This is a genomic window from Hymenobacter koreensis, from assembly GCF_039541855.1.
Lineage (GTDB): Bacteria > Bacteroidota > Bacteroidia > Cytophagales > Hymenobacteraceae > Solirubrum > Solirubrum koreensis.
In genome coordinates this window covers 1,073,570-1,099,437 of record NZ_BAABHA010000002.1, presented here as the reverse complement: position 1 = coordinate 1,099,437, position 25,868 = coordinate 1,073,570, and the positions used below count along the sequence as shown (strand labels likewise).

Genomic DNA, 25,868 nt, shown 5'->3' with positions numbered 1-25,868 from the left:
GGCTTACACGGCTGCCCGCGCGGCTAAGCGCGCAGCAATTCAGGCTTGCGCGGGCGGGCCGCGCAGGTGCGCCGCCGTGGGCGCGGTAGTGGCCCAAACTGATTCTTGGGCCTGCGACGAAAGTGGAGCGTAACGTACCTGCACGGGCAGGAAAACCAGTTCCGACGAGGCTTGGAAAGGCACGTCGTAAAGGTGGTCGACACCGCAGTGCTGGTGCTTCTGCGTGAGCAAGGCCTTAGCGCCCCGTCCCTCGTGGGCTGCTTCACGCTCGGTGTGCTGGTGCGTATGCAGGGCTAAAATCCACGCCTCCGGCACCAACACCCGCATAAAGCAGGCGAGTAGTACCAGAGCCAAACGGGACCGAAGCGTGTGCATAGAGCAGAACCGATTGCGTCAAAGATAGGATTTATCCGAAATGACAGCCTGCCCACTGACGCAAGCGAGAAGAATTAGTTGCCTTGTGGCTGCGTGATGGGTAACACCAAACGAGCAATTTCGTTTGAAGAAAGCCCACTTTAACCACCCTTCGATGATGAGAAAGTTACCCGTTTGGCTTTTGCGTTCCGTTGCCCGTTTGCTACACGCCAGGTCTAGGCCCGCCGATTCGGCTGAAAACCTATTTATTTAACCCGCACTTAGTCAGAAAGATCTGCGACTTAGGCGGGCACTTGCCGTCGTTCACCGAAAATTTGCGCAACTGTTGGTTAAAGGTTCTTTCTTCAATGAAAGAGCCTTTAACTATTTACCAGTATGGTCGTTTCATCGATTGAGCCGTGGGTGTTATCCTTTGATCCGCAGTGGTTATTACTGCGTCAACGCTGGAACGGGCATTACAGCCGTTCTACTTTTCGGGCCGATGTGGAGCGGGTGGTGCAGCAACTGCAGGAGTGGCGTGTACGGCGCTGGCTGGTTGATTTGAACGGCATGCCGCACCTCAGCCTGGAAGACCAGATGTGGTTTGCCACGGTGGTTGTGCCCGTGCTGGCCACGCTGCCCATCAAGAGCTTAGCGGTGGTGTTCAGCAGCAGTTTTCACAACCAGCGCGCCGTGGAAAGCATGGCCGAAACGGAAGCCCGTTACATCCGGTGCGACATGCAGTTTTTTGCCGATGTCCAAGCCGCCGATGAGTGGCTGGTAAATCCCGATGCTCCAAAACTATTCGTGCCGGAGCCCAAGTGGCGGATGTCGGCTTGAGCACTAGAACCCAATGGTTGGCCGGTGCGCCAAGCAGCCGGGCGTGGCAATGCGGCAGTTGTAAACAAAGTCCGGCTGTCAAGTTGGCGCTAAAGCCGGGACGCAGGTAGGCATGGACCGAGGTTTGAAGAGCTGGCTCCGCGCCGTTTTGGGCGTAAACCTGTTTTCCTGAACCTCAAACCTGCTTCGCTAAACTGCTATGCAAGAAACCGGTAGCATCTCGATCCACACCGAGAATATCTTCCCCATCATTAAGAAATTCCTGTACTCCGACCACGAGATTTTTCTCCGTGAGTTGGTGTCGAACGCCGTGGATGCCACGCAGAAGCTGAAAAGCCTCGCGCAGCTGGGCGAGTACCAAGGGGAAGCCGGCGAGCTGAAAGTGACGGTAAGCGTCGACAAAGAAGCCCGCACCATTACCGTGTCGGACCGCGGCATCGGCATGACGGCCGAGGAAATCAAGAAGTACATCAACCAGATTGCCTTCTCCGGGGCCACCGAGTTCGTGGAGAAGTACAAGGACAAAGACGCCGCCGCCAAAGACCAGATTATCGGTCAGTTCGGCTTGGGTTTCTACTCCGCCTTCATGGTAGCCAAGGAGGTCGAAATCTTCTCCAAGAGCTTCCGCGAGGGCACCGAAGCCGCCCGCTGGATTTGTGACGGCAGCACGGAATTTACCCTCGAAACCACCGAGAAGGCCGAGCGCGGTACCGACGTGGTGCTACACGTGGCCGAAGACTCCGACGAGTTTCTGGAGCCCCAGCGCCTGCGCACCATTCTCACCAAGTACTGCAAGTTCCTCCCTATCCCCATCGAGTTCGAGGGCGAGGTAATCAACCAAACGCAGCCGATCTGGACCAAGCAGCCCGCCGAGCTGACCGACGAGGACTACACCAAGTTCTACCAGGAGCTGTACCCTTTCTCCGACGCGCCGCTGTTCTGGATTCACCTGAACGTGGACTACCCCTTCAACCTGACGGGTATTCTATACTTCCCGAAAGTGAAGGACGAGCTGCAGCTGCAGCGCAACAAGATTCAGCTCTACTCGCGCCAGGTGTTCATTACCGACGAGGTGAAGGACGTGGTGCCCGAGTTCCTGATGCTGCTCCACGGCGTGCTCGACTCGCCCGATATTCCGCTGAATGTGTCGCGCAGCTTCCTGCAAGCCGATGCCAACGTGCGGAAAATCAACCAGTACATCACCAAGAAGGTAGCCGACAAGCTGGCCGAAATCTTCCGCAAAGAACGTAGCTCGTTCGAGGAAAAGTGGGGCGACATCGGCATGTTCGTGAAGTACGGCATGCTCTCCGACGACAAGTTCTACGACCGCGCCAAAGACATTGCGCTGGTGCAGAACGTGAGCGGCAAGTTCTTTACCCTGAACGAGTACAAAGAGCAAGTACAAGCCAACCAGCAGGACAAGAACGAGCAAACCGTGCTCCTCTACACCACCGACGCCGAAGCCCAGCACGCCTACGTGGTAGCAGCCCAGGACCGCGGTTACGACGTGCTTAAGCTCGACGGCGTGCTCGACTCGCACTTCATCGGTTTGCTGGAGCAGAAGCTGGAGAAAACCACCTTTAAGCGCGTGGATGCCGACACGGTGAGCAAGCTCATCGAGAAGGACGAAACCACCGAAAGCGTGCTGACCGACGACGAGAAAACCAAGTTGCAGGAGCTCTTCGCCAAGGCCATCAACAACCCCCAGATGAACGTGCAGGTGGATGCCATGGCTCCGCAGGATGCCCCGGTTATCATCACGCTGCCCGAGTTCATGCGCCGCATGAAAGACATGCAGCGAGCCGGCGGTGGAGGCGGCATGGCTATGTTCGGCTCCTTGCCCGATAGCTACACCGTGAGCGTAAACGCCAACAATCCGGTGGCCCAACGCGTGCTGAAAGCCGACGACGAAGCCGCCGCCAAGCTAGCCAAGCAAGCCTTCGATCTGGCCTTGCTGGCCCAAGGCATGCTGAAAGGCGAGGCCCTCACGGCTTTCGTGAAGCGTAGTGCCGATTTGCTAGCCGCCGAATAAACGTAGCACCCGAACGCAGCGAAGGACCTTACCCCGTTAGAACCAGCGGGGTAAGGTCCTTCGCTGCGTTCGGGCTGACGGCTCTGGGGTTGTATAGCCAATTTCAATGACGGGCACTATCAACCCCTATCTTTACGTTTCGCACTTCGATACCCGCCTGCCTTACCCAATGCGTCCGATTCGCTTGTTGCCAGCCTTTCTGGGGCTAATATTTCTGCTCGGTGCCTGCGCCAAGAAAACCGTTTCGTTCAACAGCCGGCCCGATGTGCCTGCCACGTCGCTGCTGGCCAGCACCGATTCTTTGGCCTCGACGCGTGACACAACCAACGCGCCTTCGCTAAGCACGGCTAAAAAGCTAACGAAAGAGGAAGAGCGAAAAGCCGCCGAAAAACAGAAGGAAAGCCAGCGGAAATCGGCCAAGAAAAAGAAGAACATTTTCCTGGGCGAGCGAATCAAGAAAGGCTACTCCAAGTCGGGTGCGAAAGGGCGAAATCAGATAATAGAGGTTTTCTATTATCTGAAAGTGCCCAAGCAGCCTAACACGTACGCTCCCACTAAGTGGTACTTTAATCCGGCCAAAAAGCGCATCTATAAAGACGGCGCCGAGCAGGATCTGACCAAAGTGAAGGTGCTGCACGGCCCGTACAAGAAAATGCAGGGCGGCAAAGTCGTCGAAACCGGCTTCTATAATGTGGGTACACGCCACCTGCGGTGGGAGCGGTTGACCAAGGAAAACATTCTGGTTTCCAAAGTCCATTACGAGCAGGGTTACCCGCGTGACGCCAACATTAGCTACTACGACGGTGGCCGCACCATGATTAAGGAGGTAATTCCCTACATCGACGGCAAACTCGAGGGCGAATACGTGAGCTTCAAGCCTAATGGGCAGCTCGACTGGACCGGACAGTTCGAGAACGGGCGGAAAGTTGGTAACTGGACCAAATACTGGGGGTTCCGTAACCGCCGTCACTACGAGTACGAGTACGGCGAATCGGGCTACGAGCCCGAAACCGAGCCAGTGCTGATGAAGGAGTACAACCGCAACGGCGTACTCATTTACGAGAAGGACAAGCTCGACAAGCGCGAAGCCGACGCTAAGAACCCCAGTCTGCCGCGCCGCAATTAAAACGCGTCTTCGAAGTGTTCAACGCGGAACCCCCCGGTAGTAGGGGTGAGGGCTAGGATGTCGAAACGGATATCGGCCAGCCAGTTGGTACTGAGCAGGTAGTGCTCGGCGGCGCGGCGCACGCGCTGCTGCTGGGCGAGTGTTACGCTTTGCTCGGGGAAGCCGTAGCGCAGGTCGCTACGAACTTTCACTTCCACAAACACCAGTCGCTTGCCGCCTTGTTGGGCTATTAAGTCTATTTCGGCCCGACCGTGTCGGTAATTGCGCGCCACCACGGTGTATCCTTGAGTGGTAAGAAAATCGGCGGCGGCTTGTTCGCCCGTGGCGCCGAGGTGGGCAGAAGTAGGCATGTGCAAACCGGGCTATTCCCCGAAAGGGTCCTTAATCTACTACCTTTGCAGGGCTCCTCCTGATAAAGGTACCGAGCCGCAGTTGGGGAGGTACTGCTCCTGAAAAGCAGCAAAATGCTCTTTTGGAGGTGTTTTTGCTAATGCACAACACCGCTGACAAGCAACTACTTACTTAATTGCACTTACCAGCTTCGGCTAACTGCTTTTTCCGCGTATGTCCCAGTCCGTTGCCCTTCCCTCGTCCGCAGCCGATAACCTGGCCACTGCCGGGCATAACGCATTCGGGGTACAGCGTGTGGAGCTGGAGCGTTTGGGCCGCGTAGAATACGAGCCTACCTGGGCGTACCAGGAAGAGTTGTTGGCAGCGGCCGTTGCCATAAAAACGCGCAACCGCCAGCACGAAACCGCTGGTACGCCCCCCGAGCTAACGCCCAACCGCTTGTTGCTCTGCGAGCATCCGCCCGTGTATACTTTGGGCAAAAGCGGTAAGCCCGAGCACCTGCTGTTGAATGAAACCGGTCTGGCAGCCCACGGGGCCACATTTCACCGCATAAACCGCGGCGGCGACATAACCTTCCACGGCCCCGGTCAACTCGTCGGTTACCCCATCCTCGACCTCGAAAACTTCAAGCCCGACATTCACTGGTACCTGCGCACGCTTGAAGAAGCCGTTATCTTAACCTTGGCCGATTATGGCCTTTCCGCCGGTCGCATCGCAGGCTTAACCGGCGTGTGGTTCGATTACGAAGCCGGCGCGCCCAACCCGCGTAAGATTTGCGCCATGGGTGTAAAATGCAGCCGCTGGGTAACGATGCACGGTTTTGCTTTGAACATTAACACCGATTTGAGCTACTTCGGGCATATCGTACCCTGTGGTATTACCGACAAGGCCGTGACTTCGCTGGCCCAGGAACTTGGCCATCCTGTGCCTATGCGGGAAGTAGAAGACCGTTTTCTGCCGCATTTGGCGGAACTCATGGGGGCGGAAATCGTTGAAAAAGCTTCATGAAAAAAGACATACCCTTCGAGCCCGTAGAGGGCGTGGCGGTGGCGGTAGTGCCCGATGAGGCCGCCGCAGTAGAGCAAGGCAAAGCGGGGTGGTTGGTGTACCTCATTAACTACAACGACTTCGCGCTCAGCAACGTCATCATCAGCTCTAACGGCTACGGCCTCGATGCCAGTGGGCATACTGTGCGCACTTCCACGTTGCGCCATCACTTTCCGGAAGTAGAGCCGCAGTCTGCCGTTCCCATCGAACCCATCGACCCCGCTTTATTTCACCTCAACAACCAGTACTGGGTAAGCTACTACCGTGGTACCCAGATTTTCGACAAGAAGTACGTTTTCGTGCCCGATTCCATTGTGCCCGATAACCTGATACCCATTGCGTTGCTGGGGCGCGAAGGGGTGTTACACAGCTGAGTCGCATCTGCTTCAGTACCTGTTGCGTAACTTTACCCGCTCACAACCAATTTATGAAGACAGACGTCGTGACGTTGGGACTGGCTTTCCTCTGGGCCTTTTTGGTAGCCCTGTTTGCCGTGCCGTCCGTCATTTACATTGCCCACCTCAAGAACATGCTCGACCAGCCTAATAAGCGGACGGTGCATGCCTTGCTTACCCCCCGTTTGGGGGGCGTAGCCATTTTTGCCGGCTTCATGTCGGCCCTCACCATTTTCGCCGATCTGAACAATGGCGTCCAGCATTTACTTGCCGGCTGCATTGTGCTGTTTTTCGTGGGGCTTAAGGACGATTTGGTTTCCATCTCGGCCTCCAAGAAGCTCATTGGCCAGCTTTTGGCTACCGGCATTGTAATGTTTATGGCCGATGTGCGCGTAACCAGCTTTCAAGGCATTTTCGGCATACACGAATTGCCCATAGGAGTAAGTTACGCCTTTACTTTTCTTGCCATTACGGGCATCACCAACGCCGTAAATCTCATCGACGGGCTCGATGGATTAGCCGGCTCCGTGGTCATCATTATTGTGGCCACGTTTGGGTATTATTTCTACCGTTACGGCGGGGAAAACTTCAGCAACTACGTGTTTGTGGCGGTGTGCGTAATAGGCGGCATCTTAGGCTTTTTGCGCTACAACTTTCACAAGGCCACTATCTTCATGGGCGACACGGGCTCATTGATGTGCGGCTTTATTGTGTCGGTGCTCACCATCCAGTTTATCGAAATGGGCGTAACCACCAGTCAGCCTTTCGGCACGGCTAATCCGGCCGTGGCAATTGGTATTCTGTTCGTCCCATTGTTTGATACGCTACGGGTATTCACGGTACGGGTGTTAAAAGGAACCTCGCCTTTCACTCCGGATAAAAACCACATTCACCACCGAATCTTAGCCATGGGCTTCCAGCAAATTAGCACCGTGCTGCTGCTGGCTCTGCTCAACTTGGTGGTCATCCTGTTCGTCATCAACTTCGCCATACAGGGCAACACGCTGATCATTGCTGCCCTGCTGGTTTTCTCACTTGCTCTAAGTGTCTTTCTTGGGACGTACCGCAGCCGCAGTTCCCAACAGCGCGTGGCTTCATAGTTCTCTTCGGAAGCTACGCCGGTTTGTTTTGTGGCCCGTTTGCTGGCTGCTTTGGCTTGGTGTGTACCCGGCATCGGCCATCGAATACCGGCCTTTGCCACCCGTGGCACCCGTCGGCATTACTTCCGATTGGCTGATTTTCGATGCCTCGCGCAATGCCTTGGTGCTGTACCTGCCGGGTTATCATACGCCTACGCAGGCGTATTATCAGTGGGTTGACATCACCCCTCAACGACCGTTGCCGGTCACCTTCACGGCGCAGAAGTCATTAAGCCTCTTCCTCGATAACCAGCTGGTCTTTACCGCGCCACGGTCATCGTCATACACACTGGACCTGAGTCGTTTGCTTCCGGCTGGTGCTACTACGGGCAAGCACTTGCTCTGCGTCTGGCACCCCGAGGCTTCGCCGAACTACGTTTCCTTCGTTAATGAGCTGCCGCAGAGTGCGTCGGTGGCCTTTAAAAACAACAGCGCTGCCTCCAGTTGGCAGCCGCAAGCCAAGGTCCCTATCTATCAGGGGCAAAACGTTTTTCTGTGTTTTTTGCTTTTAGTTGGCCTTTTATACGGCGGAATTCGCACGGCATATCAGCCCGGCTTCGCTCGTATCTACGAGCTTTGGAGTAATGCCCCCGGCGAACAAAACTTCCTGACCCGCCCCACCATTACTTGGCTAAACTTGGTATTGGTGTTGGTTTTTGCTTTATCGTTTGCCCTGTTGCTTACGGCTATTCACACCAACGTTCAGAACGTTCTTATCCTACGGCGCTTGTTTGCCGTCCCCGAGTCCGATTTGGTTATCCGAGTGTTGCTGTACACTCTGCTCGTCAGTGCCTTCGTGCTGCTGCGGTTTCTTTTCCTGGCCCTTATGGGATACATCTTTGATTTATCCCCGCTCGTCACGCCCCAGTACCGCGAATTCGTGCGCAGTATTCTGTTTATGGGGTTCTTTTTGCCGGGGGTTATGCTACTCTACTTAATCCTCAACCAATCGTGGTCGGAGGGGGTATTGTGGGTTTCCAATGGTGTGGTAACCATTATGTTGTTAGCAACAGTAGCGCGGGTTGCCCGAACTATTCATCGACGTACCTCCCTGCTAAATCTGCATTTGTTTTCGTACTTTTGCGCCACGGAAATCATCCCTTTAGCCATTTTGCTTAAGGTTTTAGTTTTCACTTACTGATTTTCGAGCGGCGGCATGTCGCGTACACCCCTCAGTATTGCTCAAAGTTTACCTTCTTCTTTCTTATGGCCGAGAGCACAGATAAGCCGGGAACGGGTCGGCATGCGCAACGCATCCGTAGTATCCTGGTGACCCAACCAAAGCCGGCTAACGATGTATCGCCTTACTTTGCTATTGCTGAAAAATACGGCATCAAAGTAGACTTTCGCGAATTCATTCAAGTAGATCCTGTCTCCTACAAGGATTTTCGCAAAGAGAAGGTAAATATCCTCGACCACTCAGCCGTTATCTTCACCAGCCGCAATGCGGTAGATCATTTCTTTCGCATCTGCCAGGAAGCGAAAATTGAAATGCCCGCCGAGATGAAATACTTCTGTATCTCGGAGCAAACGGCAAACTACCTGCAGAAATACATAGTGCTGCGTAAGCGCAAACTGTTCGTTGGGCTACGTACGGCAGTTGATCTGTTCGATGTAATTAAGAAGCACAAGAGCGAGACGTTTCTTTACCCGTGCTCCGATATCCGGAAGGACGATATTCCGGAGTTCATGCGAGCTAATGGTTTCAAGTTCACCGAGGCCGTTATCTACCGGACTGTAGCCAGCGACTTATCCGATCTGTCGGATGTGAAGTACGACTGTCTGGCCTTCTTCAGCCCCTCCGGTATTAGCTCCCTTTTCATCAACTTCCCGGATTTCGTTCAGGAGGGCACCCGTATTGCTGCCTTCGGCCCGACCACGGCCAAAGCAGTACGTGATGCCGGCTTGGAATTGGATATTGAGGCTCCACACCCCAATGCGCCTTCAATGACGGGAGCAATTGAAGCGTATATCCGCTACCACCACGGTGCTGAAATTGCCAAAGACCAATCTCGGAACAATAAGCAAAAAGCGTAATCACGCTTTAATGGCTTGATTATAAAGGAGAAGCAAAATTTTTTGCTTCTCCTTTTGTTTTTTGGCATCCGTTTGTTGCAGGAGCAAAATTCTTTACATTTGAAAACACTTACGTTGACCACCCCATCGTAACGTTCCAAACCACCCGCTTTCATATGAAGGGAACTCTACTTGCCACCCTGCTGCTCACGGCTGCAGCCTCCACTGCATTTGCGCAGCAGCAACCCCAGTTTAGCCATTATGGATTTAATGGCATGTATCTTAACCCTGCTTATGCGGGCATTAAAGGTCAGGGCGACGTTACTGCCATCGTCCGTAACCAGTACTTTAACTACAAGGGTACTATCGATTCAGGAGGCGATGAAAAGGTGGGTGTACTCACCGCGAACTTGCCTATTGCTGCCATCGGCGGGGGTATAGGCCTAACGATTTACCACGATATCATTGCGGAACAAGGCATCACAACGGGCGCCTTATCATATTCCAAACACTTCAAAGTAGGAGAAGAAGGCCGTTTAGGCTTAGGTATTCAAGGCATTTTTCACAACATCAATCACGGCCAGTATCGCGCCGTCGATGCGAATGACCCGAACGTACCTATCAACAGTTCCGACCGCAAAGTAGACGCTGGTATCGGGGTATGGTATGAGTCGCCTCGTTGGTATGGCGGATTGAGCGTAAATAATTTGTTGCGTTCGAAATTCCAGTTCCAAAGCGAAGGTGGAGGAAATACAGCGCAAATGTCGGCAGCTAATCACGGCTACTTAACCCTCGGTTATAATTTCGACCTCACCGATGCCATCGTTTTAACCCCTACAGGTATTGCGAAACTAGTTATCCCGGGCAAGTCAGGCTTCACGCTGGATAACAACTCGTTCGAACTCGGCGCTCGTGCCACGATCAACGATAAGTTCTGGGGAGGCCTTGGTTACCGCTTCGAGGAATCCTTTACCGGTATGGCTGGCATTGCCTTTGCTAAGGACAATGCGCTCCGCCTGGGATACGCCTTCGACTTTATTGCATTTAATCAGGATGCGCGAGCTACCAGTTCGCATGAAATCATGTTGTCGTATCGTTTGCCCAAACCTGGGCTCGCCGTACGCCCCGCTGTTCGCACCCCGCGCTACAGCTTTTAATTTACCCCACAGCGACCGTCTATATTGATGTTCAGTTGGTGTAAGCCTATCTTTTTAGGCCTTGTAAAATAACCTAACAGCATCGGCCGTTTACCGAGCACTCTAACCGCTTCGTAGACAAACCGATGTGGTTAGGCGAAAGGCTTGCGTATGAAAGCCTTTGTCACTAAATTTGCCAACTGCAAAATTGGAATCTTTGGGTACCGCCTCCTGTACAGTCACTATCACCCTCACATGAACAAGTTTTTCGCTTTGCCCTTCATTGCCTACGTGGCATTAATGTTGGGCGGCTGTAGTTTCAGCAAAGGTCCCCAGGGCGACTTGGTGGGTGCTGAAGATCGGCCCGAATTTAACCCGCAGGAGGTGCCGTTTGGCATGGTTCCTTGCCCAGGTGGTACCTTCCACATGGGTCAAACTGACGAGGACATTGCGGCCTCAATGGTAAACATGAACAAGCAGGTGACCATCGCCGGCTTTTACATGGATGAGACGGAAATCACGAATAACGAGTACCGTCAGTTCATGAATGCTATTCTCCAAGATTCCATTGACATCTTGGGCCAGGAATACATCATGACCGAATTGTATCCGGATACAACCGTGTGGGTGCGTGATTTTACCTACCACATGGGTGACCCTTTGATGGAGTATTATTACTCTCACCCCGCCTTCGATGATTACCCGGTAGTGGGTGTTGATTGGTTCGCTGCTAAATATTTCTGCAGCTGGCGCACAAAGAATAAGAACACGGCTGCTGCTGAAGAGGGCGTGGCTGGTGTGCCCGGTTTCCGTTTGCCTTCGGAGGCAGAATGGGAATACGCAGCTCGTGGTGGACGCGAATTGGCTACGTTCCCTTGGGGTGGACCGTACCTGCGCAACTCAAAAGGTTGTATGCTGGCGAACTTTAAACCCGGTCGCGGCGATTATGCAAGCGACGGATTTGCTTACACCTCGCCAGTAGGAGCATACTTCCCGAATGATTTTGGCCTGTACGATATGGCAGGTAACGTATCGGAGTGGTGCGATGATGCTTACATGGAGGCTACAATGCCAGTCGTGTGGGACATGAACCCCACTAACCCCGACGATAACGAGCCGCGCAAAGTGGTTCGTGGTGGTTCCTGGAAAGACATTGCGTATTTCCTCGAAACTGGTACGCGTAACTTCGAATACCAGGACTCGGCCCGCTCTTACATTGGCTTCCGTTGCACCATGATCCAGATTGGCATGGGCACTAACACGGCCTTGTAATTCCTTCCCTGCTTTTTCACACGACACCCACCTCTTTCAAAGAATTACTTAAAAATGGCACAAAAAGGAAGCTTCCTTTATGATGTGGTCATGCCGAAAGTTTACGGCCTTGGCGCAGCAGTTGTAATCATCGGCGCACTTTTCAAAATCATGCACTGGGATGGTGCTGACACGATGCTTATCGTGGGGTTGGGAACAGAAGCTCTAATCTTTGCTCTTAGTGCATTCCAGCCCACGTCGAAAGAGCCGGACTGGGCTTTGGTTTACCCACAGCTGTCGGAAGGCTACGACCCTTCGACGGGAGACAACTCGCTGGTTGACAACTCGGGCAAAGGCCTGACGCGCAAGCTCGACGACATGCTCAACGATGCCAATGTAACCCCGGATGCTATCCGTTCGCTGGGCGAAGGCCTGAACCGCTTGAGCACTACCACGGCGCAATTGAGCACCCTAGGTGATGCTACCAATGCTACAGACGAGTACACCCAGCGTGTACGCTCGGCTGCTCAGTCGCTGGATAACATTAACGTTGCTTACAAGCAAACTGCTGAAGCTATGACTGCAATGTCGAGCGCAACGGCTGATGCTAAGGAATACCACTTGCAAGTGCAGAACGTTACCAAGAACCTGGGCGCGCTGAATGCAGTGTACGAAATGGAACTTCAGGATGCCAACACGCACTTGAAGTCGATGAACAAGTTCTACGGCACTTTGAGCCAAGCCATGGAGAACTTGGTAACCGCTGGCAAAGACACCGAGCAGTTTAAGGATGAAGTTGCCAAGCTGACCGTCAACCTCAATTCGTTGAACCGCGTGTACGGCAACATGCTGAATGCTATGCGTGCTCCTAACTAATTGTTAGTAGTACATAATCAGCATCTTTCCAATCCACCCACACTAGAATTTAGGAACCCACTACAATGGCGGGAGGTAAAGAAACACCGCGGCAAAAGATGATTGGCATGATGTACTTGGTACTGACTGCCCTTCTTGCGCTGCAAGTAAACTCCGCAATCTTGCTTAAGTTCAAGTTTCTGGACGATAGCCTGCTTAACATCAACGAAAAGGTTACAGCAGACCACGACGGAACGGTTAAGAGCATTCAGGCACAGGTTGCGAAAAACCAGAACCAGAAGCAGGACTTAGCGGTACTGGAGCAAAGCAAGCAAGTTCGGGAGCGTACCAAGTCCATGATTTCGTATCTGCGTGGCGTACGTGACGAACTATTGGTGAAGACGGAAAACGTGAAAGGCAGCAACGTTTACAAAAACGTTAGCGCTGAGGATAAGGTAGCGATGTACATGCTTGGCGGTAAGAAAAACGGCGAAGCGTACAAGATGAAAGACGAGCTGAACAAGTACTCGGATTACATCAAGGGTTTCGCTCCCGATGCTAAGCCCTTGGCAATCGAGCCCAAAGACGACCCGTCGGTAACCAAGGACCAGAAAAACAAAAACTTCGCAGAACTGAACTTTGAGAATACTCCAGTAGTAGCTGCTCTGGCTGTTCTATCTCAGAAGGAAGCGGAAGTACTGAAGTACGAAGCCGATGCATTAGCTAAGCTGTCGGAAAAAGTAGGTGCTAAAACGATTGTATTCGACAAAATCGGAGCATTCGCCAGTGCTGAGTCCAACACGGTTGCGGCCGGTACCAAGTACAAGGCAGAGTTGTTCCTGACGGCTTCGGCTTCGAGCATCACTCCTGTAATGACCTTGAACGGTTCGCCGCTGAAGGTTGGTCCGGATGGCCGTGGCAAGATTGAATTCACGGCAACTCCCGGCGCGTTCGATGCTGCTGGCAACGCCAAGAAAACTTGGACGGGTACTGTGCGCATCCGCAATGCCGGACGTGATACTACGTTTAAGGTAACGGTACCATACGTGGTGTCGAAGCCGGTAATGCAGATTCAGTCGGCTTCGGTACAGGCATTGTACTTCAAGTGCGGTAACAAGCTGAATGTACAAGTACCTGCTTTGGGTGCTCAGTACAAGCCGGGCTTCTCGGCTTCGGGTGCTCAGGTTATTACGGGTGAAAAAACCGGTGACGTAACACTGGTTCCTAACTCCCGTGAAGTAACACTGAACGTAAGCAGCGGTGGTAATGCCATCGGCTCGCAAACTTTCCAAGTTCGCCCGGTTCCCAAGCCTGAAATCAAATGCATCGTGGGTGGCCGTGAGGCAAACGAGAAACAGGGTACGCCGATTACGGCTGTACGTAACCTGAGCTTGCGTGCCGTGGCCGACCAAGGTTTCCAGACTTTCCTGCCTGACGACGCTAAATACCGCGTTACGCGGTATGAAGTGACGTTGGTGCGTGGCAAGCGTCCCGTTTCGGGTTTCCCACGTGTAATCGATGGCCCGGAGGCTAACCTCAGCGACGTTGTTAACACGGCTCGTGAAGGTGACCGTCTGTACATTGAAGTGAAAGAAGTGCGCCGCATGAATTTCCGTGGCGAACAAGAGGAAGTGCGCGTGTCGAAGCAGTTCAACGTGCCGCTGATCTAAGCTTTTGCTGAACTAATTCCCCGCTCTTTTCGCTTAACCTCACATGAATAAGTTTCTTTCATTCGCCGCCTTAGCCGCTGGCTTGACGCTGTCGGTTTCGGCTTCAGCCCAAGAGCAGGCCACCACGGCCAGCAGCAACGGTTCGTACCGCCCCATTCCGAATTCCGATATCATGTTCCGCAAAACCGTATGGCGTGCCATCGATTTGCGCGAAAAGCAGAACAAGCCTATGTTCTCGGAAGGCAAGGAAATCAGCCGCGTCATTATGGAGGCGGTGAAGCGTGGCGAATTGCAAGCTTACAAAAACGACTCGCTCACGTCGACTTACAACCCGCAGGAAGTTTCGGCTAACATGTCGTACGCGGAAGCCTCTGCAGGCTTGAGCGACGAAGAAAAGGCGGCTGGCTTCACGCAGGATGATGTTGCTGCTGATGACGGCTGGGGTGCTCCAGCTCCTAAAAAAGGAGCTAAGGGCAAGAAAGCCGCTGCGCCAGTAAAAAAGGCGCCACCAGCACCGGTTTCATACGAGTACCGCTACAAAGACCTCTACCAGATGGAACTGAAGGAGGACATGATCTTTGATAAAAAGCGGTCGAGAATGTACCACGACATCAAAACCGTGACATTGTTGGTGCCCTCTACGTTGAGCTCTAACACCTCGGGTATTGAAAAGTCAATCGGTACTTTCAAGTACTCGGACTTGGTGCGTGTGTTCCGTGCCAATCCGGACAAAGCCATTTGGTTTAACCCTCAGAACGACGCCCAGCACAAAAACCTAGCTGATGCATTCGAACTGTGGCTGTTTAACTCCTACATCGTGAAGGTGTCGAACCCAAGTGATTCGCGTCTTGACGAAATCTACGGTGGCCAACAGCAAGGTGTACTGGCTGCTTCGCAAGCCGCAGCTGATCTGATCGAGTACGAATACAGCCTCTGGAGCTTCTAAGCAGAAAAAGTCCATTGCTTATAGTTCTTTAGAAAAACGAAAAGGCCCTGCCAATCTTGGCAGGGCCTTTTCGTTTATACATTGGCATAAACAGCTGAAGAGCTTCTTAGGGATTTAAGCCTTGGCTGGGGTATTAGAGTGAGTAATTATTCAGTAGGGGTAGTAGGAGTGGCGTTTTGCTGCTCTCGCTCGGCGAAATAGGTAAGCAAAACCCGAGCTTTAGCTTTACCTACTTCGGCTACCAGTTCAGTTTCGCTGAGCTCCTTGATTTTCTTGACGGACTTGAACTTGCTTAACAGTTTGTCAGCTGTAGCTGGCCCCAACCCTTTCACGTCAGTCAGCTCGGTTTTAAGCATGGCAGCGTCGCGGCGGGAGCGGTGGAAGGTGATGCCGAAGCGGTGGGCTTCGTCGCGCATGCGCTGAATGAGACGGAGGGTTTCGCTCTTTTTATCAATGTAAAGCGGCAGTGGGTCGTTGGGAACGTAGATTTCCTCGAGGCGCTTGGCAATACCAATGATGGGGATTTGGCCCCAGATGCCTAAGTCACGGAGAGCCTTGACACCCATACCCAATTGGCCTTTGCCGCCATCAACGATGATGAGTTGGGGCAGACTGGCTCCTTCGTCAAGCAAACGACGGTAGCGGCGCGTCACGATTTCGTACATCGAGTCGAAGTCGTTGGGCCCCACGACGGTCTTGATATGGAAGTGGCGGTAGTCCTTTTTGCTGGCCTTGGCGTTGCGGAAACACACCATAGCAGCCACGGGGTTGTCGCCCTGAAAGTTTGAGTTATCGAAGCACTCGATGTGACGTGGCAGGTCTTTCAGGCGGAGGTCCTTCTTGATGGTTTCCATGATGCGCACTTCGTTCACATCCTTGGACTTCTCGTTCATCGACTCCTTCTCCTTGCGCAGGTAGAGTACGTTTTTAATAGAGAGGTTCAGCAGCTTGCGTTTGTCACCAATTTCGGGAACGGCCACTTTCACGCCCGGTAGGGGCAGGTCGGGTAGTTCCACATTCACCAGGATTTCCCGCGACTCGCTTTCAAAATCCTGCCGTAGCTGCATGACCATAGGGGCCAGGATTTCAGGATCGGTTTCGTCGAGCTTTTTCTGAACCTCCAAGCTTTGTGTCTGGATAATGGAGCCGTTCATCACCTTCAGGTAATTGATGAAGGCCGATTTTTCATTGGACGCGATGCTGAACACGTCGATGTTCGACAGCGCGGGATTCACAACGGTTGACTTGGTTTGGAAGTCGTCGAGCTTGTCGAGCTTCACCTTGAACTGATGCGCTAACTCATACTGCTGATCCTGGGCCGCCTGCATCATGCGGTCTTTGAAATAACCTTTGGCCACGGTGAGGTTACCGGCCAGTATGTTGCGGATTTGCTGAATGTTCAGGTTATAGGTTTCTTCGTCAATGAGGTCCTGGCAAGGCCCCTTGCAGTTGCCCAAGTGATATTCAAGGCAAACCTTGTACTTGCCAGCCTCTACGTTTTCGCGTGAAAGGTTATAGGTGCAGGTACGCAGCGGATAGAGGGCCCGGATAAGCTCCAAAATCAAATTCATGCCCGTGACGCTCGCGTACGGGCCGTAGTAGCGCGAACCATCGTTGATCTTGTTGCGCGTGGGCAGAACGCGCGGAAACCGCTCGTTTGTGACGCACAAGTAGGGATAGGTCTTGCCGTCCTTCAGCAGGATGTTGTATTTGGGCTGGTGCTGCTTGATGAGGTTGTTTTCCAGCAGAAACGCATCCGATTCGGAGTCGACGATGGTAAACTCGATGCGGCGGATGTTTTTGACCAGCTGCTGGGTTTTCTTGTTGTGGTCCTGCTTGGTGAAGTAGCTGCTCACCCGCTTGCGCAAGTCCACGGCTTTGCCCACGTATATAATACGGCCTTCGTCGTCGAAGTATTTGTAGATGCCCGGGCGGTGGGGCAGTTGGCGAATCTGGTCTTGCAGGTATTCTTGAGCAGCCATAAGGGCAGATGCGGTAAGTCAGCAGGCATTTAAACTACCAAAACAACGGCGGGGTTGGCAGAATTCACTAGCATCCCACGGAGGTTGTACCGGGAGAGTAGTGCCCGCACCTTCGAGAGGCCCGTGACCATCGTTTGGCAACGAGGCGGCGTCGCCCGGTCGGGATGAGACGCCTGGGATGTGCCGAGGCGTAGTTGGGACGTGCGACTGAATGCATGCGGTGGAGCTTGGACCGTAAACGTAACGGTGCCACGACTTCGTAGTCGTGGCACCGTTACGTTTACCTAGGAGAGTGGGCGGTTGCAAATACGTGACGCTAGCTCGCGGTGGCAGAGCGAAGTGGCGTTGCGTGCGGCTAAATGTCTTCGTCGTCAATATCCTGCATGTCCACTTGGTTGAGCTTCTGCTCATACGGAATAGTGTCGCGGGTGCCGCCGTAGTAGCGCGAGCAGTCGATTTCAATGCTCAGCGGCTGCAAAGGCTTGGGGAAGTCGGCCGTGCTAATGCCGATTTGCTTGTTGTTAGCCAACACTTGCTTCATGAACAGACCGTAGATGGGCAGCGCCAGCCGCGACCCTTGCCCGTAAGAGCCGGTGCGGAAGTGAATGGAACGGTCTTCGCCGCCTACCCACATGCCGCACACCAGGTCGGGCGTCATGCCCATAAACCAAGCGTCGGAGTAGTTGGAAGTGGTGCCGGTTTTAGCCGCAATCTGGTTCTTGAATTTAAAGCCTCCGCGCAGAATGATGCTGGTGCCACCCTTCTCCTCCACGGCGCCACGCATCATGTGCGTCATCAGGTAGGCCGTTTCCTCGCCTAGGGCTTCCTTGGTTTGGGGCACAAATACACGTAGTTCATTGCCGTTTTTGTCCTCGATGCGCGTCACCATCATGGGCGAAGTCCATACGCCCTTGTTCACGAAGGTGCTGTAAGCGCCCGACAGCTCGTAAATGCTCACATCGGAAGAGCCAAAACCGACGGCGGGCACGGCCTCAATGGGCGATGTGATGCCCAAACGCTTGGCGTATGCCACCACGGTTTCGGGACCGAGCTTTTGCACCAGCCACGCCGTAATGGAGTTCATGGAGCGGGCCAAAGCTTCGCGTAGCGTGAACGTGCGGCCCGAAAAACTGCCTTCGAAGTTACGGGGCGTGTAAGCTGCCCGGCCGGCCACGGCGGGGAAAGTAGTAGCCACGTCGGGGCGCTGGTAGCAGGGCGAATAGCCCTGGTCGATGGCCGCAACGTACACAAATGGCTTGAAGGTGGAGCCTGGCTGACGCTTGCCCTGCTTTACGTGGTCGTACTTAATGTACTTGTAGTTAATACCACCTACCCATGCTTTAACCTGGCCGTTAAGCGGATTCATGGCCATAAAGCCGGCGTGCAACAGGCGTTTGTAGTACGCCAGCGAATCCATGGGTGACATCAACACCTCTTTCTCGCCGCCCTGCCAGGTAAACACCTTCATCTTGTACTTCTTGTTCAGGTAGTACTTAACAGAATCGGGGTTATCGGGGTAACGGGCCTGCAGGGCACGGTACCGCTCGGTGCGCTTGATGGAGGTGCTCAGGAAGTTCGGGATGAGCTTGCCGTTCTCGTCACGCCACGGCTGCTGGCCTTTCCAGTGGGCATCGAACCACTTTTGCTGCAGCTTCATATGGTCGGCCACGGCGGTTTCGGCATACTTCTGCATGCGCGAATCGATGGTGGTGTAAATCTTCAGGCCGTCGGCGTACAAATCGTGCTCGGTGTCCTTGGCCCATTCGCGCAGCATCTTGCTGACTTCGGTGCGGAAGTACGGCGCAATGCCTTCGTTCTGGTTTTCTACTTTGTAATCGAGCTTAATGGGCTTGGCAATGGCGCTGGTGTACGTCGGCTCGTCGATGTAGCCGTACTTGCGCATCTGGCTCAGCACCCAGTCGCGGCGGCGGCGGGAGCGTTCGGGGTTGCGCACGGGGTTAAACCACGAAGGCCCGTTCACGAGGCCCACCAGCGTAGCCGATTCCACCAGGCTCAGATCTTTGGGGCGCTTGTTGAAAAACGTTTTGGCCGCCGTGTGAATACCAAACGCGTTCGAGCCATACTCGGCCGTGTTCAGGTACATGCGCAGAATTTCGCGCTTGGTGTAGTTGCGTTCCAGGCGCACGGCCAAAATCCATTCCTTGGTTTTGGTGATGAGCATGCGCAAGCCGGGCACGTCGTTCAGGCGGCCGTCGTCGAGGTCTTCGCGGGTGCGAAACAGCAGTTTGGCCAGCTGTTGGCTAAGGGTAGAGCCGCCGCCGTTTTTACCGCCCCGCACAAAGCCCGTGGCTACGCGGGCCATGGCCTTGGGGTCGATGCCCGAATGCTCCTCAAAGCGGGCGTCTTCGGTGGCCACCAACGCATCGATGGTGCTCTGGGCCAGCTCCTGGTACTCCACGGGTGTGCGGTTCTCGCGGAAATACTTGCCCATTAGCACCCCATCGGCCGAATAGATTTCCGAAGCCAGCTCGCTCTTGGGGTTTTCGAGCGTTTTGAGGTTGGGCATGCGCCCAAACAGGTTCAGAAAGTTGATACTGACGGCAAAAACATAGAGCACGAAACCCAATATGCCGGCGCCAAATAGCACCCACAGGGTACGCGTAAGGGCTGAAAAACGCTCGGGACGATTGGGCTTGGCGCGAAAAGCAGGCTTGGACCGCGAAACAGTAGGGGACATGCCGGAGAATTACGGACGATAAGTTTGCTGGAAGAACTGCAGGTACTCCTCCAGATTGCCGCGCTGCAGCAGCACCGGCAGGTTGTCAATACCAATCAGAAAGGATTGGTAACCCGCGTTGCGCAGCTTCATGAGCGGGCCTTGCGGGCTGCGGAGCTTAAGTGCATAGCTCTGGGCCACTTTACTACCTGCCAGGGGCTGCACCACCAGCAAGGTGTTAGGACCAACCGTCTGGGGTTGAATCGTCAGGTTACTGGCTTTGTAAAACCGGTTGTTGTAAGCAACCAGCTGCGCTTGCAGGTCCTTGAACGTGGCGTTATCGGTAGGAAAGGAAATGACTACGGCCTGGGGAGCACTCAAGTCTGCTTTGTATGGGGACACAGGCGCAGGCGCAGGTTCGGTAACAGCTGCGGGTGTTCCGGCCGCTGCCGCTGGTTGCTCGGTTGTGGGCGTAGGTACGGGAGTAACAACGGCCGGCGCTGGTTTGGCTGTGCCTGCCGCCAAAGGTTTGTCGGTAGCAGAGGTGGCAGGTGTGCCCGATGAGGATTTCGTTGCGGTTGGCGCAGGTGTGGCAGTTGCAGCGGCCGGCTGTTTGGTCGGCGCTGAAATGGATGGCTCGTCGTCACCGGTAGAAATGCGCATGCGGTTTTCTATCTCGCCGGGGCGGAAGTAAGATACCCGCGGCTTTTCCGTCGAAGCCAAAGCACCGGCCAACTGACCGGCTTCATACTTGGCGTAGGCAGTCAAGTACTCCTGGGCTTTGGGTACCAGTGGGCTTTCGGGGTACTTTTTGGCGAAGGCATCTACCGCGGGTTTGTGGGCAGTGGGCGGCTGGGTGCGCAGCGTCAGCAGTAACTGTAGGTACTCTGCCCGGTCGTTCAAGTCAGTTTGCGGGTACTGCTTGCGGGCCCGTGCTACCGTGGCGGAAGCTTTCTTGAACTCCTGCTTCTTATACAGGGCAAAAGCCGAGTCGAGTACCACCGCCATTTGTTGGTTCGCTACCGATGTGCGGCGCAGGTACTCGGGGTCGGCCACCAGGCGGGCATACGACGAGTTGGGAAACTGCTCCCGCAGCTTCTGGGCGTATTGCTCGGCCCGCGGCGCATCGGGTACCTGTTGGTTTACCAGATAGGCGCTGTAGTACACTTCAGGCAAACGCTTGCTGGTGGGGAAGCGCTTTACAAACTGGTCGTACGTTTCCGCCGATTTGGGCAGCTCCTTCAATTGCTGGCTGTAAATAGCGGCCAGAGCGTAAGTAGCCTCTTCAATTTTTGCCTCGGCCTGCAATTGTTGCTCGGCCGTGAACGGAATCTGCTGGCGGTACTGGGCCACTAGGCCCGCGCGTTGCGTGGCCGGATCGGCTTGGGCCTGCGCCGGCGGGTTTACGTTGCTGTCGGCGTTACCCGCTACGGTTACCGGGGCCCCGCCGTTGGCAATGGGGGCTTGGGTAGCCAAGCTGCTCAGGCGCCAGTTGTCGGTGAGGGGCCGGTCGCCCCAGCGGCGCTGAAAGTCGCTGCGGGCCGTGCTCAGAGCCGTGGGGTTATCGAAATACCATTGGGCTCCGGTAGAAGCATTGGCAAAAGCCAACGGGTCGAGGTCGGGGTTGCCAGCGCGACCGGGGTCCTGGCCGGTGGCGGTTTGGTTGGCCGAACGAGCCGCCAGCACTGCTTGCCGCTCTGCTTCGCGCTGCTGCGCGGCCAGCTCGGCGGTGGCGTAGGCCGTCAGGCGTGTGCGGAGCGTAGCCGTATCGAGGCGCGCCAGTGCCAGCAGGCTGTCCTGCGTTTCAATGGTGGTCAGCTGCTGAGCAAAGTCGCGCAGAATGTCGCGGCGTTCGGCCGTAGCGGCATACTCGGGCGCTTCGCGCGGCAGGCTTTGCGTGGTGCTGTCGTAATACGCTGCGGCCAAGCGGTATTTCTGCAGGTTCTCGTAGTAAATACGTCCCGACAGCAAGTAGGCATACGCCCGTTGCGCCCGGTTTTGGGTGTTGGCTCGCACCGACTGGTTCAGCAACCCCAAGGCCTTATCGTAGCGCTGCTGACGGTATTCGAGCCGCGCCAGTTCATAGTAGATCTTGTCGCGGTATTCCTTGTTCTTGGAGTCCTTCAGCAGTTTTGCAAAGTACTTGTCGAGGCGGGCCCGGTCGGTCTGGTTCAAGTCCGATACCTGACCCAGCATCAGCTTCGAGAAGAAGTCCAGCTCGTACGGCGGGTTGCGCTTCAGAATCTGGTTGAGCTGCGCGTAGGCTTCCTTGTCCTGCCCCTGGTTTTGGTAAAGCTGAGCCAGCACGTAGCGCGTGCGGGAGCGTTCATCCTTCTGCGGAATGTAAGGAATGGCCTTGTTCAGGTTTTCAATGGCCTGTTTTTCGTCGCCTTGCCAGATGTAGTACTGCGCGCGAGTCAGGAACAGCTCCCGGGCATTGCGTTCGGTGCCTTGCTCTTTATCGAGCAAAGCCGATACATAGGCCGCGTTGTCCCACTCTTTGGTGGTCATGTACGTACGCATCAGCCAGATCAGCGCCTCGTGCTTGGCGTTGGCGTCGGGGCTGGTGGTGTTAACGTACTTGAAGGTCTTGGTGGCGTCCTCAAACTCGCGCCGATAAAAGCGCGTTTTGCCAATGAGGATGTAGGCGTCGTCGGTGTAGTCGCTGCCGGGCCGCCGCTGAATGGGAAGCGAGGCTTTCTTCACCACATCGTCGAGGTCGGCGGTGAGCTGCACGGCCTTCACCGAATCCACTACCGGCAACAGCGGCAGCGTGCGGTTGTAATCGGCCGGTCGCTCCTTATATAGACCAGCTTCCACTTCCCGCATTTTCTCGCGGGCCAAGAAGTAGCCGTTGTCGCGGGCGACAAGGTTCTGATAAGAGCGGGCTACGAAATTGTGCCGCTCGGCCGAACAGCCGCTCAGCCAAGTAGCTGCGGCCACAAGCAGGCCGCCAATCGGTAACAAAGCAATACGCGAAGGATTCGCCACAGACAACAGCGGGTGGGGTGGAAGGTAGTCGTGCTTGGAAAACGCTGCTGAGCAGCTCTTTCGTTCAGCCCCCAGTTCGGAGGGCCGAAGACCAAGTACAACGCCGCAAATCAGGTTAAAGTACGTCAATTTTGCCCGGCTCGTCGGCAAAAACGCGGAACAGGCCTCATAATGTGCGGGTTCCGGCCTGTATTACGGGCGCCGTGGTGTACCTTTGTCGCCCCTCATTAGTGTTTCATGTCGGAACCCGCCACGCCTACGCCTCCTGATTCCGAGCAGAAACGGTCCAGCCAGCTGGCCCGCTATTCGGGTGTGGGCATGCAGATGCTGGCTACCATCGGCATCAGCACCTGGCTGGGCATCAAGCTCGATGAGAAAATGGGCTGGAGCCCCTGGGGCACGGTAGTTCTGGCCCTGACGGGCGTATTTGCTGCCATGTACCAGATCATTCGGGCCGCTTCCAGCGACAAATAAGCATTTCCTTTTGCCAAGCTGAGCCGCTATACTCAGTCTGTTTCGTTCTCGCTTTGAATCGTTTCTTCCGCAACCTTCTGCTCTTTTCGGTCCTGCTCGGGGCTCTGCTGTATTTTCTCCGGATGCAGTACGGCGAATCGATAGTGCATCCCAAAGCAGACTGGCTGCTGCTGTTTTACGTTGGACTCACGCTGCTCACGTTTTGGTTAACGTGGCGAGCTTACCAACGCGACCCGGAATCGTTGCTCACGGCATGGTTTAGCACCACCGCTCTGCGCCTTGTACTGGCTTTAGTCGTTGTTGTAACCTATTTAGTGCGCGGTGGCGCTCAGGATGGGCGTAACACTTGGACATTTTTGGGCCTGTTCTTCGCTCTGTATTTCCTCTACACCGGGTTTGAAGTCTGGAATGTCGTGACTAACTTGCGCCCGTTTTCAAAACAGGACTTAGAAGCATCTTAGCCTTGTTTGAAATTAGACCTAAATCACTCTGCATGAAGCGGTTATTTGTCCTTTTCTTCTGGGTTCTGACGTTGCCGGTTTTTGCGCAAGAGCATCCAACCGAGGTTTCAACCACCGCCGACACGCAGGTAGAAGCCACCGAAGAGGGCAAGTTCAACGCGGGCGAAATGATTTTGCACCACGTTGGCGACTCCCACGAATGGCATTTCGCTACGATTGGCCACTCGCACATCACCCTGCCGCTGCCCATTATTGCTTACCAGCCTAGCAAGGGCTTGTCGGTTTTCTCGTCGAGCCGTTTCGGTCACGACTTTAAAGAGAGCTACAACGGCCTGAAGTTGGAGCACGAGCACCTCGTAGCCGAAGATGGCAGCACGGTGTACGATTTCTCCATTACCAAGAACGTAGCGTCGCTGCTGATTAGCGTGGTGCTGTTGATTCTGGTGTTTACCACGGTAGCAAAGGGTTACAAGAAAAACCATGGCCGCGCCCCCAAAGGTTTGCAGTCGTTTTTCGAGCCCATCATCATCTTCGTTCGCGACGAAGTAGCCAAGAAGGCCATCGGCCCCAAGTACGAGAAGTACCTGCCCTACTTGTTGACCATCTTCTTCTTTATCTGGTTTAACAACCTGTTGGGCTTGCTGCCGGGTGCTGCTAACCTCACTGGTAACCTCGCCGTTACCTTCCTCTTTGCCTTTATTACGCTGCTCATCACCACGTTCAGCTCTAATAAATACTACTGGACGCACATTTTCTGGACGCCCGGTGTTCCGCTGTGGCTGCGCCCGATTATGATTCCGGTGGAATTGATTGGCGTCATCTCCAAGCCTTTCTCTTTAATGGTTCGACTGTTCGCCAACATCACGGCCGGTCACATCATCATCCTGAGCTTTATCTCGCTCATCTTCATCTTCAACACGGTGGCTATTTCGCCCCTGTCGTTGGCTTTCGGCCTGTTCATCAGCTGCCTTGAGCTGCTGGTGGCCCTGTTGCAGGCGTACATCTTCACGCTGTTGACCGCCATGTACATCGGCGGCGCGGTGGAAGAGCACCACGACCATGACCACGGCATTGGTGGTGACGACGCCAACGCGCCGGCCCACGTGCACGCTCACTAGGTCGCCCCACTTCGTTTTCTTTTTCTACTGACTCTTTTCTTTTTCACTCCCCAAACTTCTGTTTTATGCTTCTCACTCTGTTGCTGCAGGTCGTTAATGCTGTTGGTCTGGCCGTTATGGGTGCCGGTATCGGTGCCGGTCTGGCTATCCTGGGTGCCGGTCTGGGCATCGGTCGCATTGGCGGCAGCGCCATGGAGGCTATTGGCCGCCAGCCCGAAGCTTCGGGTAAAATCCAGACGGCTATGCTGATTGTAGCTGCCCTTGTAGAAGGTGCTGCTCTGTTCGCAGTCGTAGTCTGCCTGCTGATTGCCCTGAAACTGCAGTAGTAGTGCGCATAAACCAGCGCCCGTTTTCCACCTGGGAAACGGGCGCCTTGGTTCATGCTCCTTCACTATTGTTACCGGGTTGTAATGGCTTGCCTCGCTGAACGCGGTTTCGGTGCGGAGCCTATTTCTCATCTAGCCTTTGCTAAGCGCCCATGCTTACCAACCCTAGTTTCGGCTTGCTGTTTTGGCAGCTCGCCATCTTTTTAATTCTGCTGCTCATCCTCCGCGCCTTCGCGTGGAAACCAATTCTGGCCTCCCTGCGCGAGCGGGAAGACAGCATTGACGACGCGCTGCGTATGGCCGATCAGGCTAAGCTGGAAATGCAGGCCCTGAAGGCCGGCAACGAAAAGCTGATTGCCGAAGCCCGCCTGGAGCGCGACCGGATGCTGAAAGAAGCCAACGAGATGAGCAACCAGCTCATCGAAACGGCTAAGCAGAAAGCCACCGACGAAGGCAGCCGCCTCATCATGCAAGCCCGCGAAGCCATCCAGAACGAAAAGATGGCCGCGCTAGCTGAAGTGAAGAACACGGCCGCTCAGTTGTCGATTGATATTGCCGAGCGCATCCTGCGCCGCGAACTGACGGACTCGGGTGCCCAAAAGCAACTCGTGAACGACTACCTGCAAGAGGTAAAGTTGAATTAGAAGATAGAAGTGAGAAGCCAGGAGTTAGAACAACAAT

Annotated in this window: 23 protein-coding genes; 18 read left to right on the top strand and 5 right to left on the bottom strand. The window is 54.6% G+C overall.

The features are described from left to right. Positions 1 to 39 precede the first annotated feature (39 nt). Complete coding sequence (locus tag ABD903_RS07580; protein ID WP_345222775.1) at positions 40 to 375, bottom strand: hypothetical protein; 336 nt, start codon at positions 373 to 375, stop codon at positions 40 to 42. Between the two features lie 375 nt (positions 376 to 750). On the opposite strand from ABD903_RS07580, the gene ABD903_RS07575 reads away from it, so the two are divergent. The 3 genes from ABD903_RS07575 (at position 751) to ABD903_RS07565 (ending at position 4,352) form a co-directional block, all read left to right on the top strand. After that, positions 751 to 1,194 (top strand): hypothetical protein, encoded by a 444-nt coding sequence (locus tag ABD903_RS07575; protein ID WP_345222774.1) that lies wholly within the window; start codon positions 751 to 753, stop codon positions 1,192 to 1,194. Positions 1,195 to 1,393: 199 nt separating this feature from the next. Beyond that, positions 1,394 to 3,226, top strand: coding sequence for a molecular chaperone HtpG (gene htpG / locus ABD903_RS07570; RefSeq protein ID WP_345222772.1), 1,833 nt, complete (start codon positions 1,394 to 1,396; stop codon positions 3,224 to 3,226). A 106-nt stretch (positions 3,227 to 3,332) separates the two neighbouring features. After that, on the top strand, positions 3,333 to 4,352 hold the full coding sequence (locus tag ABD903_RS07565) for a toxin-antitoxin system YwqK family antitoxin (protein ID WP_345222771.1): 1,020 nt from the start codon (positions 3,333 to 3,335) through the stop codon (positions 4,350 to 4,352). On the opposite strand, the gene ABD903_RS07560 is transcribed toward ABD903_RS07565, so the two are convergent. After that, complete coding sequence (locus tag ABD903_RS07560; protein WP_345222769.1) at positions 4,349 to 4,702, bottom strand: YraN family protein; 354 nt, start codon at positions 4,700 to 4,702, stop codon at positions 4,349 to 4,351. The two genes, ABD903_RS07565 and ABD903_RS07560, sit on opposite strands and share 4 nt — an antisense overlap. A 214-nt stretch (positions 4,703 to 4,916) precedes the next feature. Here ABD903_RS07560 and lipB point away from each other — a divergent pair, with 214 nt between their 5' ends. The 10 genes from lipB to porN all read left to right on the top strand — a co-directional run bounded on the left by lipB (position 4,917) and on the right by porN (position 15,158). After that, positions 4,917 to 5,711 (top strand): lipoyl(octanoyl) transferase LipB, encoded by a 795-nt coding sequence (lipB, locus tag ABD903_RS07555; RefSeq protein ID WP_345222768.1) that lies wholly within the window; start codon positions 4,917 to 4,919, stop codon positions 5,709 to 5,711. Continuing rightward, positions 5,708 to 6,124 (top strand): hypothetical protein, encoded by a 417-nt coding sequence (locus ABD903_RS07550; protein WP_345222766.1) that lies wholly within the window; start codon positions 5,708 to 5,710, stop codon positions 6,122 to 6,124. The genes lipB and ABD903_RS07550 overlap by 4 nt, the downstream gene beginning before the upstream one ends. Before the next feature lie 53 nt (positions 6,125 to 6,177). Then, a complete protein-coding gene (locus tag ABD903_RS07545) occupies positions 6,178 to 7,245 on the top strand; it encodes an MraY family glycosyltransferase (protein ID WP_345222765.1) in 1,068 nt (355 codons plus the stop codon). A 163-nt stretch (positions 7,246 to 7,408) separates the two neighbouring features. Then, positions 7,409 to 8,425: a DUF4271 domain-containing protein gene (locus ABD903_RS07540; RefSeq protein WP_345223105.1), complete on the top strand. Its 1,017-nt coding sequence runs from the start codon at positions 7,409 to 7,411 to the stop codon at positions 8,423 to 8,425. 65 nt (positions 8,426 to 8,490) lie between these two features. Next, positions 8,491 to 9,321 carry a uroporphyrinogen-III synthase gene (locus ABD903_RS07535; RefSeq protein WP_345222763.1) on the top strand — a complete coding sequence of 277 codons (831 nt, stop codon included), beginning with the start codon at positions 8,491 to 8,493 and terminating at the stop codon, positions 9,319 to 9,321. Positions 9,322 to 9,476: 155 nt separating this feature from the next. Further along, the gene (locus ABD903_RS07530; RefSeq protein WP_345222761.1) at positions 9,477 to 10,457 is read left to right on the top strand and encodes a PorP/SprF family type IX secretion system membrane protein; all 981 of its coding nucleotides are present in this window, start codon (positions 9,477 to 9,479) and stop codon (positions 10,455 to 10,457) included. 234 nt (positions 10,458 to 10,691) lie between these two features. Beyond that, on the top strand, positions 10,692 to 11,708 hold the full coding sequence (porK, locus tag ABD903_RS07525; RefSeq protein ID WP_425555419.1) for a T9SS ring complex lipoprotein PorK/GldK: 1,017 nt from the start codon (positions 10,692 to 10,694) through the stop codon (positions 11,706 to 11,708). Between the two features lie 90 nt (positions 11,709 to 11,798). Next, a complete protein-coding gene (gene porL, locus ABD903_RS07520; RefSeq protein WP_345222760.1) occupies positions 11,799 to 12,563 on the top strand; it encodes a type IX secretion system motor protein PorL/GldL in 765 nt (254 codons plus the stop codon). A 65-nt stretch (positions 12,564 to 12,628) separates the two neighbouring features. After that, complete coding sequence (gene porM / locus ABD903_RS07515) at positions 12,629 to 14,212, top strand: type IX secretion system motor protein PorM/GldM (RefSeq protein WP_345222758.1); 1,584 nt, start codon at positions 12,629 to 12,631, stop codon at positions 14,210 to 14,212. Between the two features lie 43 nt (positions 14,213 to 14,255). Next, positions 14,256 to 15,158 carry a type IX secretion system ring subunit PorN/GldN gene (gene porN, locus ABD903_RS07510; protein WP_345222757.1) on the top strand — a complete coding sequence of 301 codons (903 nt, stop codon included), beginning with the start codon at positions 14,256 to 14,258 and terminating at the stop codon, positions 15,156 to 15,158. A 146-nt stretch (positions 15,159 to 15,304) separates the two neighbouring features. Here porN and uvrC read toward each other — a convergent pair whose 3' ends face one another. The 3 genes from uvrC to porW form a co-directional block, all read right to left on the bottom strand. After that, positions 15,305 to 17,140 (bottom strand): excinuclease ABC subunit UvrC, encoded by a 1,836-nt coding sequence (gene uvrC / locus ABD903_RS07505; RefSeq protein ID WP_345222756.1) that lies wholly within the window; start codon positions 17,138 to 17,140, stop codon positions 15,305 to 15,307. Positions 17,141 to 17,495: 355 nt separating this feature from the next. Next, complete coding sequence (locus tag ABD903_RS07500) at positions 17,496 to 19,838, bottom strand: penicillin-binding protein 1A (protein ID WP_345222754.1); 2,343 nt, start codon at positions 19,836 to 19,838, stop codon at positions 17,496 to 17,498. A gap of 9 nt (positions 19,839 to 19,847) precedes the next feature. Next, the gene (gene porW / locus ABD903_RS07495; protein ID WP_345222752.1) at positions 19,848 to 22,760 is read right to left on the bottom strand and encodes a type IX secretion system periplasmic lipoprotein PorW/SprE; all 2,913 of its coding nucleotides are present in this window, start codon (positions 22,758 to 22,760) and stop codon (positions 19,848 to 19,850) included. A 285-nt stretch (positions 22,761 to 23,045) separates the two neighbouring features. Here porW and ABD903_RS07490 point away from each other — a divergent pair, with 285 nt between their 5' ends. From ABD903_RS07490 to ABD903_RS07470, 5 genes are all read left to right on the top strand, one after another. Then, entirely contained in the window at positions 23,046 to 23,282 is a 237-nt protein-coding gene (locus ABD903_RS07490; RefSeq protein WP_345222750.1) for an AtpZ/AtpI family protein, read from the top strand. A 53-nt stretch (positions 23,283 to 23,335) separates the two neighbouring features. Further along, positions 23,336 to 23,743, top strand: a complete 408-nt coding sequence (locus ABD903_RS07485; RefSeq protein ID WP_345222749.1) for a hypothetical protein — start codon at positions 23,336 to 23,338, stop codon at positions 23,741 to 23,743. Positions 23,744 to 23,775: 32 nt separating this feature from the next. Next, positions 23,776 to 24,861, top strand: coding sequence for a F0F1 ATP synthase subunit A (atpB, locus tag ABD903_RS07480; protein WP_345222747.1), 1,086 nt, complete (start codon positions 23,776 to 23,778; stop codon positions 24,859 to 24,861). Between the two features lie 65 nt (positions 24,862 to 24,926). Then, positions 24,927 to 25,187, top strand: a complete 261-nt coding sequence (gene atpE / locus ABD903_RS07475; protein WP_111479763.1) for an ATP synthase F0 subunit C — start codon at positions 24,927 to 24,929, stop codon at positions 25,185 to 25,187. A gap of 152 nt (positions 25,188 to 25,339) precedes the next feature. Further along, entirely contained in the window at positions 25,340 to 25,831 is a 492-nt protein-coding gene (locus tag ABD903_RS07470) for a F0F1 ATP synthase subunit B (RefSeq protein WP_345222743.1), read from the top strand. The last annotated feature ends 37 nt before the right edge of the window (positions 25,832 to 25,868 follow it).

Bases quoted from the DNA above. Each gene is read 5' to 3' on its own strand.
- ABD903_RS07550 (WP_345222766.1), top strand. From the start codon at position 5,708: ATGAAAAAAGACATACCCTTCGAGCCCGTAGAGGGCGTGGCGGTGGCG.
- ABD903_RS07530 (WP_345222761.1), top strand. From the start codon at position 9,477: ATGAAGGGAACTCTACTTGCCACCCTGCTGCTCACGGCTGCAGCCTCC.
- atpB (WP_345222747.1), top strand. From the start codon at position 23,776: ATGAAGCGGTTATTTGTCCTTTTCTTCTGGGTTCTGACGTTGCCGGTT.
- lipB (WP_345222768.1), top strand. From the start codon at position 4,917: ATGTCCCAGTCCGTTGCCCTTCCCTCGTCCGCAGCCGATAACCTGGCC.
- ABD903_RS07490 (WP_345222750.1), top strand. From the start codon at position 23,046: ATGTCGGAACCCGCCACGCCTACGCCTCCTGATTCCGAGCAGAAACGG.
- ABD903_RS07575 (WP_345222774.1), top strand. From the start codon at position 751: ATGGTCGTTTCATCGATTGAGCCGTGGGTGTTATCCTTTGATCCGCAG.
- ABD903_RS07500 (WP_345222754.1), bottom strand. From the start codon at position 19,838: ATGTCCCCTACTGTTTCGCGGTCCAAGCCTGCTTTTCGCGCCAAGCCC.
- porM (WP_345222758.1), top strand. From the start codon at position 12,629: ATGGCGGGAGGTAAAGAAACACCGCGGCAAAAGATGATTGGCATGATG.
- uvrC (WP_345222756.1), bottom strand. From the start codon at position 17,140: ATGGCTGCTCAAGAATACCTGCAAGACCAGATTCGCCAACTGCCCCAC.
- ABD903_RS07580 (WP_345222775.1), bottom strand. From the start codon at position 375: ATGCACACGCTTCGGTCCCGTTTGGCTCTGGTACTACTCGCCTGCTTT.
- ABD903_RS07560 (WP_345222769.1), bottom strand. From the start codon at position 4,702: ATGCCTACTTCTGCCCACCTCGGCGCCACGGGCGAACAAGCCGCCGCC.
- htpG (WP_345222772.1), top strand. From the start codon at position 1,394: ATGCAAGAAACCGGTAGCATCTCGATCCACACCGAGAATATCTTCCCC.
- ABD903_RS07535 (WP_345222763.1), top strand. From the start codon at position 8,491: ATGGCCGAGAGCACAGATAAGCCGGGAACGGGTCGGCATGCGCAACGC.
- atpE (WP_111479763.1), top strand. From the start codon at position 24,927: ATGCTTCTCACTCTGTTGCTGCAGGTCGTTAATGCTGTTGGTCTGGCC.
- porL (WP_345222760.1), top strand. From the start codon at position 11,799: ATGCCGAAAGTTTACGGCCTTGGCGCAGCAGTTGTAATCATCGGCGCA.
- ABD903_RS07545 (WP_345222765.1), top strand. From the start codon at position 6,178: ATGAAGACAGACGTCGTGACGTTGGGACTGGCTTTCCTCTGGGCCTTT.
- porN (WP_345222757.1), top strand. From the start codon at position 14,256: ATGAATAAGTTTCTTTCATTCGCCGCCTTAGCCGCTGGCTTGACGCTG.
- porK (WP_425555419.1), top strand. From the start codon at position 10,692: ATGAACAAGTTTTTCGCTTTGCCCTTCATTGCCTACGTGGCATTAATG.
- ABD903_RS07565 (WP_345222771.1), top strand. From the start codon at position 3,333: ATGACGGGCACTATCAACCCCTATCTTTACGTTTCGCACTTCGATACC.
- ABD903_RS07470 (WP_345222743.1), top strand. From the start codon at position 25,340: ATGCTTACCAACCCTAGTTTCGGCTTGCTGTTTTGGCAGCTCGCCATC.